12 protein-coding genes are annotated in these 7,495 nt (G+C 38.6%); 9 read left to right on the top strand and 3 right to left on the bottom strand.

Going from position 1 to position 7,495, the window contains the following annotated elements:
• Positions 1–54 precede the first annotated feature (54 nt).
• On the bottom strand, positions 55–288 hold the full coding sequence (gene rpmB, locus B2X72_RS06820; protein ID WP_046672597.1) for a 50S ribosomal protein L28: 234 nt from the start codon (positions 286–288) through the stop codon (positions 55–57).
• Between the two features lie 217 nt (positions 289–505).
• Here rpmB and B2X72_RS06815 point away from each other — a divergent pair, with 217 nt between their 5' ends.
• The 3 genes from B2X72_RS06815 (at position 506) to B2X72_RS06805 (ending at position 2,193) form a co-directional block, all read left to right on the top strand.
• Positions 506–757, top strand: coding sequence for a signal peptidase (locus B2X72_RS06815; RefSeq protein WP_145328238.1), 252 nt, complete (start codon positions 506–508; stop codon positions 755–757).
• Positions 741–1,463: a DNA repair protein RecO gene (gene recO / locus B2X72_RS06810; RefSeq protein WP_286848750.1), complete on the top strand. Its 723-nt coding sequence runs from the start codon at positions 741–743 to the stop codon at positions 1,461–1,463. Before B2X72_RS06815 ends, recO begins: the two co-directional genes overlap by 17 nt.
• 241 nt (positions 1,464–1,704) lie before the next feature.
• Positions 1,705–2,193 carry a DUF805 domain-containing protein gene (locus tag B2X72_RS06805; RefSeq protein WP_088159767.1) on the top strand — a complete coding sequence of 163 codons (489 nt, stop codon included), beginning with the start codon at positions 1,705–1,707 and terminating at the stop codon, positions 2,191–2,193.
• 144 nt (positions 2,194–2,337) lie between these two features.
• Here B2X72_RS06805 and B2X72_RS06800 read toward each other — a convergent pair whose 3' ends face one another.
• Both B2X72_RS06800 and B2X72_RS06795 read right to left on the bottom strand, forming a co-directional pair.
• The gene (locus B2X72_RS06800) at positions 2,338–2,532 is read right to left on the bottom strand and encodes a quinol oxidase subunit 4 (RefSeq protein WP_088163406.1); all 195 of its coding nucleotides are present in this window, start codon (positions 2,530–2,532) and stop codon (positions 2,338–2,340) included.
• 201 nt (positions 2,533–2,733) lie between these two features.
• The gene (locus B2X72_RS06795; RefSeq protein WP_046672593.1) at positions 2,734–2,925 is read right to left on the bottom strand and encodes a cold-shock protein; all 192 of its coding nucleotides are present in this window, start codon (positions 2,923–2,925) and stop codon (positions 2,734–2,736) included.
• A gap of 162 nt (positions 2,926–3,087) precedes the next feature.
• On the opposite strand from B2X72_RS06795, the gene B2X72_RS06790 reads away from it, so the two are divergent.
• The 6 genes from B2X72_RS06790 to gcvT all read left to right on the top strand — a co-directional run bounded on the left by B2X72_RS06790 (position 3,088) and on the right by gcvT (position 7,481).
• On the top strand, positions 3,088–3,804 hold the full coding sequence (locus B2X72_RS06790) for an SIMPL domain-containing protein (protein WP_075990460.1): 717 nt from the start codon (positions 3,088–3,090) through the stop codon (positions 3,802–3,804).
• Between the two features lie 2 nt (positions 3,805–3,806).
• On the top strand, positions 3,807–4,298 hold the full coding sequence (locus B2X72_RS06785; protein ID WP_075990459.1) for a DUF4112 domain-containing protein: 492 nt from the start codon (positions 3,807–3,809) through the stop codon (positions 4,296–4,298).
• A 145-nt stretch (positions 4,299–4,443) separates the two neighbouring features.
• Complete coding sequence (locus tag B2X72_RS06780; RefSeq protein ID WP_088159766.1) at positions 4,444–4,812, top strand: DUF4359 domain-containing protein; 369 nt, start codon at positions 4,444–4,446, stop codon at positions 4,810–4,812.
• A gap of 1 nt (position 4,813) precedes the next feature.
• Positions 4,814–5,506: a pseudouridine synthase gene (locus B2X72_RS06775; RefSeq protein WP_088159765.1), complete on the top strand. Its 693-nt coding sequence runs from the start codon at positions 4,814–4,816 to the stop codon at positions 5,504–5,506.
• Positions 5,500–6,318, top strand: coding sequence for a DUF6929 family protein (locus B2X72_RS06770; protein ID WP_286848745.1), 819 nt, complete (start codon positions 5,500–5,502; stop codon positions 6,316–6,318). Before B2X72_RS06775 ends, B2X72_RS06770 begins: the two co-directional genes overlap by 7 nt.
• A gap of 80 nt (positions 6,319–6,398) precedes the next feature.
• Positions 6,399–7,481: a glycine cleavage system aminomethyltransferase GcvT gene (gene gcvT / locus B2X72_RS06765; protein WP_075990455.1), complete on the top strand. Its 1,083-nt coding sequence runs from the start codon at positions 6,399–6,401 to the stop codon at positions 7,479–7,481.
• The last annotated feature ends 14 nt before the right edge of the window (positions 7,482–7,495 follow it).

Here is a 7,495-nt window from a genome sequence, read left to right as displayed (position 1 = left end):
TATTATAGGATTGAAATTCATGAATAATCTTAATGTAACAGGCGCGACAATCAATTAGATTGACCCTTTAACGATAAATTTATTGATCGCTGCTGTAATCCCGTTCTTGTTGATAGTCTTGATAGCAGAAGTAGATACTTTTAACGTAATCCAACGATCTTCTTCTGGAATGTAAAAACGTTTCGTTTGTAAATTTGGATAGAATTTACGTTTAGTTTTAACGTTTGAGTGAGAAACGTTATTTCCTGTTAACGCCGCTTTGCCTGTTAAATCACAAATTCTTGACATGATATTATTTTTTTGTTGTCTTTATTACAATATGTTAATCCTTTGCACTCTCTGCAAAGAGTTTGCAAATATCTATATTTTTTTTGGGATAAGCAACAAGATAATTGGAATTATTTTTAAAAATAGTTCTACACAGGAATGGTAAGGGCAAAAATAAAGGATTTTATTGTATTATATTTGCTCTGTAAAGAAAAATAGTTTTCAACAATTCACATTTATGAACAAATATCTTCGCAAGGGCATAAGGGAAATAATCATTGGTGTCGTGCTTGTAATCTTAGGATATTATCTGATGGAACAGCGCTCCAACTGGTATAAACTCGCTATGCTTGTCGGAGTTATTGCATTTAGTATCGGTGTCCTGACTTTAATCTATCGCATGATTCGTAAGGTAGACCGAAATGCCATTATTGAGATGCGTGAAGAATCGCATAAAAAAGATAAAGAAGGAGATGCTGAACAAAACTAGGGGTATAGTCTTAAAAACAACCAACTATTCGGAAAGTAGCCTTGTGGCGCAGCTCTACACCGAACAGTTTGGCATGCAATCCTATCTCATTACTGGCGCAAGGAAGCCGAAAGCAAAAATCAAGGCCAATATCCTGCAACCCTTACATTTACTGGAAATTGTCGCTACACATAAAGATAATGGTTCATTACAGCGGATTGCCGAAGCTCGTCAAGTCCCTGTTCTGCAAGAAATTCCTTATGATATTGTCAAAAGCTCGCTCGCTCTTTTTCTGAATGAAATACTCTATAAAATTCTGAAAGAACAGGAAAACGACCATTATCTTTTTGAATTCATCCACCAATCTATCCGTTGGCTGGATGAAACGCATTTAAATCTGGCCAATTTTCATCTTGTTTTTTTAATCAAGCTAACCCGTTTTCTCGGATTTTATCCGGCTGAATCTAAGCAGGCCCACCCTTATTTTAATCTTCATGAAGCGACCTTCTCAAATAGCCTTCCTGAACATCCGCTTGTATTACAGGAACCACATACGTCTATTTTCAGAAATTTAATCGAATCCGAATATTCGAATTGCGACCGCATCAAAATGAGCAGTTCTGATCGACAATTCCTATTGGAAAAAGTGCTCGACTTCTATCGTCTGCACCGCACAAATTTTAAAGAAATAAAATCGCTCTATATACTCGAAGAAATTTTTAGATAATTAAGCCCAAGTTTCCTATTCAAAAGATCCAACAGGCGCTCTTTGGATAACAGGAAATAAATATCCCTTCTGAAATGCTCAACCAGCCTAAACAAAATAACCAGCAATTAGCTACTTGGTAACCATCTAATTGTCTCTAATAATTGTTCTCTCAGATAAATTCTTGGTACATTTATTGTAACAAAATTGAAATAACATTTGGTTTACTAACATCATTTTCACCTAAAAAAGTATTAAAGATATGGAACTTAAAGAAAACTTTTTAAAGGTTGTTCGAGACAACTATGCCAACTTTGAAGGAAGAGCCCGCCGAAAGGAATATTGGATGTTTTTCCTTGCAAATCTTATCATTAGCGCAGTATTTGGAATACTGGGACAAATTGCAAGCTTATTTACGTATGTCTCAGGCTTAGTAAGTTTAGCTTTACTAATTCCAGGGATAGCCGTTACGGTCCGAAGATTACATGACACCAATAAATCAGGCTGGTTTATATTAGTCGCCTTGATTCCATTTATTGGTTGGATCTATCTGCTTTACTTATTGGTATTGGAAGGTGACAAGGCTTCAAATCAATATGGTCCAGACCCCAAGGCTATTGAAAACGGTTCAAATCATCCCTTTAATCAAAGCCAAGATCCTTTTGGTTCTTCTCGTCCACAGGACCCATTCGGAAGTTCGCAACCCTCGAATCCTGCGCCACCTGCACCCGATAAAGATCCCTTTGCTTAAGGCTAACCCATATAAAAAGCCCTTTCACAATCTTGTGGAAGGGCTTTTTGTTTAAATTCTATTTTTGATCTTTCCCGATCAACTAACGAAAATTCACCGCCCCAAGAATTGATAGCGGCGTGACCCTTTAAAGTCTAACTAGAACTAATATCTATTCTTTTTCTTTTGTTGCCCGGGAGCAAAATCACGAGCAGACTGCTCTCCGTAGTATTTTTTAGCCTGACCTGGCGGCATTTTTTTCGGACCTCGGCCATGGCTGTGGCCATGATGAGTGGAATAACATGCCGACATGGAAACCGCTATTACGACAGAAAGAACCAATAATAAAGTGCGTTTCATCTTAATCTCCATATTTTAAACACTTCATTACAATTATCAGTCCAAAATGTTTAACCGACCATAACGACCGCCCCCGCACCTACTCTTTGGAATTTCCAATGCTAAAGGATAATATCAATCCTGACTCATGAAATACAACTGCATAAAAAAGCCCATGCTGTTCGCATAGGCCTTTTCACAATAAATATATCTTCAATCTAATTAGATAACTCTTACATTTACCGCATTAAGACCTTTACGGCCTTGTTCAACTTCGTAAGATACATTGTCATTCTCACGAACTTTGTCTACTAATCCCGAAACGTGAACAAAAATTTCGCTCTCGCCTGAGTTAGGGATGATGAAACCGAAACCTTTGGTCTCATTAAAGAATTTTACTTTACCTTCTTGCATGGCACTATATTATTAATTTCCCTAAAGGTATAGAAATAAAATCAAAAATCTTAACCTTTTTATTTTTTTTATCCGTTAAACTTTTTCATCAACTTTGGCTCCAATCTTGTAGCAAAGCGATAATAGCAATCGTATTATTATAAAAACTTTAAGACAAAAAACATGAAAAAAATACTTTTAGGACTTGCATTTTTAGGTTTGATGACTCAATTAAACGCTCAACAAATGGTTAATAAAGAATTTGTATCCACGGTAGGCCGTGCCGAAGAGGAAGTAACTCCCGATATCATCTACATCGATGTGACACTGAAAGAGTTTTATGAGAATGGTAACACCAAGAAAAAAGCTGCAATAGACAAATTAGAAAAGGATCTGTTTGATTCGGCAACAAAAGCTGGTGTTAAAAAAGAGGATTTTACCATCCAAAATATCTGGAGTTATAACGTCCCGGACAAAAAGAAAAAAGATACCGATATTCTACTTTCGAGACAGTACCGTATCAAGGTAACCAACTTAAATAATCTGGATCAATTACTAGATGGAGTCGACAAAGCTGGTATCCAAAGCACTTATATCAGTGAATATGACTATTCGAAGAAAAAAGAACTGGAAAAAAGTTTAAAAACCAAAGCTGTATTGGATGCCAAAGCTAATGCACAGATTCTAGCAGAAGCAGCAGGTCAAAAAATTGGCAAAGCTATCGTATTATCTGAAACACCGCAACAAATTATATTTGGCGTTCAACCGATGATGCGTAACGCCATGTATAAAGGCGCCATGGCCGAAGCTGCAGATAGTGCTGCTGGCAATGGGCTTGATTTAAATATCAGACCGATGAAAGTAACGAGTGAGATCAGCGCTTCGTTCGAGTTATTGTAATCATGCATAGAGAAAAAACTCCAGCAGATAAATTAAAACAAATTGACCAAGATTTCGGTTGGATCGACCGAATATCTTGGTTAATGGATAATCAGTTTAAAATCGGAGGATTTCGGTTTGGGTTAGATCCGCTGTTAAACCTTATTCCCCTAGGAGGAGCAATAGCGGGTTTTGGAACATCACTAGTCTTAGTCATAGCCATGTGGCGTAATGGCGCCAGCCCCAAGCTCGTCATACGCATGCTCCTCAATATTTCCCTGGATGCAATTCTTGGGAGCATTCCTTTCCTCGGAAACCTGCTCGATTTTTTTAGCAAAGCCAACGAAAAGAATATCAAATTACTGAGACAACATTATTATGAAGGAAAACATACGGGTTCAGGTATCGGCATCGTCATCAGTATCCTGATTGTCTTTTTCCTCCTCATCGCTGTTACATTGTATCTTATCTGGACATTATTCTCCTGGGCTTTTTCGCTGCTGAATGGTATCTAAAACCAACAATTCCTGTCATTCTCTCGCTAAAATGGAATCCTTGGTATTTCTGGGAAAACAATGACCTATATCTAATATCTATTTAATAATTTTGATGTCGATAGTCATCCCGTTATGACATTCAAAACTTAATCTCGAATTTAAAATGAGTAAAAAAAGAATATTTGCACTGATTTTGATCGTCGTCATGCTGGCTGCAATTTTGACTAACCCCAGCAAAGAGGAACATGAAAAAATTGTCCGTGCGAAAGCCGAACAATTATTAAAAAATCAGCTTCATGCCAAAGATAAAGAGTTTTTTGGCTTGGGAATGCAGCTCTTCGGAAATGACATTGTCGATAAATTTATCCAAAGTTCCGTTGTGGTAGACAACTACTATTTGTTTTCCTTGACAAAAATAAAATGGCAGGGCACCGAACAGATCATAGGCGGAGGAGCTTTTAAACACATCTGGCTGAGCCCAAAAATTGATGAAAAAGCAGACGAAATTATTGCTGCATTGAAAAAGATCTAACATGCCTTTAGAAATACTTTACGAAGACGAATCTATCGTTGCAATCAATAAACCGCATGGACTATTGGTACACCGATCTTCTATCGCACGCGATGCTTCAGAGTTTGCGCTACAGCTCCTTCGGGACCAACTAGGAAAAACAGTTTATCCTGCACATCGTTTAGACCGGAAGACCGGAGGCATACTGCTATTTTCATTAAATAAGGAGACCGACCAATATTTACAAAAAAGTTTTCAGGAGCGTAAGGTCGACAAAAAATACCTCGCCGTCCTCAGAGGTTTCGCGCCAGCAGAAGGTCTGATTGATTATCCTTTAAAAAGGGACGATGGTACGGTTCAGGAAGCGCAAACATCTTTTCGTTTACTTGCTCAAAGCGAGCTGGCCGTTACCTTCGGGAAATTTCCGACGTCACGATACAGTCTCGTCGAAGCCAATCCAATTACAGGTCGTATGCATCAGTTACGCCGCCATTTCGCTCATATCTTCCATCCAATTATCGGCGATCGCCCGCACGGATGCAACAAACAAAACAAGTTCTGGAAAGAAACGTACCAAATGGATACCATGCTATTGCATGCCTCGGAGCTGACCTTTAAACATCCTTTATCGGGCGAAGACGTTCATATCAAAGCGCTCCTACAACCCGATTTCATCAGGGTATTGGAAATATTAAACCTCAATGAAGTATGTTAAAATTGATTCTCGAAGCTTTCATAAGCATATCCGGTATCACCGCAGCTTCTGGTATTGTCTATCAGGATAGTCAGATCCATATGGTTTCTGACAATAGCAATTACATCTACAGCTATCATATCGCAGACCAAAAGTTGTCTAAAACCGTACTACTGCGCTCTGATCCGATGGAAAACATGGCTAAAGCAGCTAAAATGGATTTGGAATCGATTACTTTCGATGGAAGCCACTATTACCTTTACGGCTCTGGTTCTACCCCAAACAGAAACAATCGTTTTATTTGGGACGGCAAAACAGTCCTTCAGGAAGACTACAGTAAAATCTATTCTTCCTTAATGGAAAAATTCAGTATTTCCAAAGAAGACTTCAATATTGAAGGCGTTGTTCATTTAAAAGATAAGATCTTATTTTTTAACCGGGGAAATGGTCCTAAAGGCACAAATGCCATTTTAGAGTATCACCCGCTTTCTCCCGGCCTGTCCCGATTTATCCCGATTGAACTACCCAAGCTAAATGGCATCTCGACAGGCTTCTCAGATGCGACCCTGGTTGGAAATGAAATCTATTTTATCGCTACCGCGGAAGACGCAAAATCGACCTATCTGGATGGAGAAATCGGAGGCTCCCTTCTTGGAAAAATACCGTCAGATCTTTCTGGCAAACCCGAGACATTCGAAATTCCTGAAAAGCATAAATTTGAAGGAATCACGTTAAAAGAGAAGACAGCCCAAGGCCTTGTTTTCCTGCTGTGTGAGGATACCGATAGCGAAGATGATCATATGACCATCTATTCGCTCCAGGTAAGCAATTAAATCGATTGTTCTAAAATGGATTCACAGTGAGGAATCACGTATATTTTATTAAATTTGTAGCTGATTAAAACTTAATTTTTATGTTAAAAAATACTGCCCTTTCGGAGACGCACATTGCTTTAGGAGCAAAAATGGTTCCCTTTGCAGGCTTCAACATGCCCGTACAATACACAGGCATCAATGATGAGCACGAAACAGTTCGCACAGGTGTAGGAGTTTTTGATGTAAGCCACATGGGTGAATTCATCCTAAAAGGTGAAAAAGCCTTGGATCTACTTCAAAAAATATCTTCCAATGATGTGTCAAAATTATACGATGGCAAAGTTCAATATGCTTATATCCCCAATGAAACTGGCGGTGTAGTTGATGACTTCCTAACATACCGTATAGACGATAAGACATATTTTTTGGTTGTGAATGCGTCAAATATTGAGAAAGACTGGAACTGGATCTCCAAGTACAATACAGATGGTGTCGAGATGAAGAATATCTCTGATCAAACCTCTTTATTTGCGGTACAGGGTCCTAAGGCTGCTGATGCACTTCAATCGCTTACAGATATCGAATTAGCTCCAATGGAATACTATACCTTTGCAAAAGGTACATTTGCGGGTGTAGAAAATGTGTTGGTTTCTGCAACAGGATATACTGGCGCTGGAGGTTTTGAAATATATGTAGCCAATGAAGATGCCCAAAAAGTATGGGATGCTATTTTTGAAGCAGGTAAAGCTTATGGAATCAAACCAATTGGTTTAGGTGCCCGTGATACTTTACGTCTAGAAATGGGTTTCTGCCTGTACGGAAATGATATCGACGATAATACATCCCCTTTAGAAGGCGGTTTGGGCTGGGTAACGAAGTTTACAAAAGACTTTGTGAATTCTGCGGCGCTTAAAGCGGAAAAAGAAGCTGGTCTAAAGAAAAAGCTTGTTGGTTTCGAAATGATTGACAGAGGCATTCCTCGTCATGATTACGAAATCGTTGATGCTGATGGAAATGTAATTGGACGTGTTACTTCGGGAACGCAATCACCAACATTGAAAAAATCAATCGGTTTGGGTTATGTGGATACAGCTTTTTCAAAAGACGGCACCGAGATCTTTATTCTGATCCGCAATCAAAAAATAAAAGCAAAAGTAACAAAACCACCATTTGTGAAGTAATAAAAAAAGCCTGC

This window comes from Sphingobacterium sp. UBA7253 (genome assembly GCF_002472745.1).
GTDB classification, from domain to species: domain Bacteria; phylum Bacteroidota; class Bacteroidia; order Sphingobacteriales; family Sphingobacteriaceae; genus Sphingobacterium; species Sphingobacterium siyangense.
Note: the sequence above shows the minus strand (reverse complement) of the source record. Positions and strands in the feature narration are given on the sequence as shown.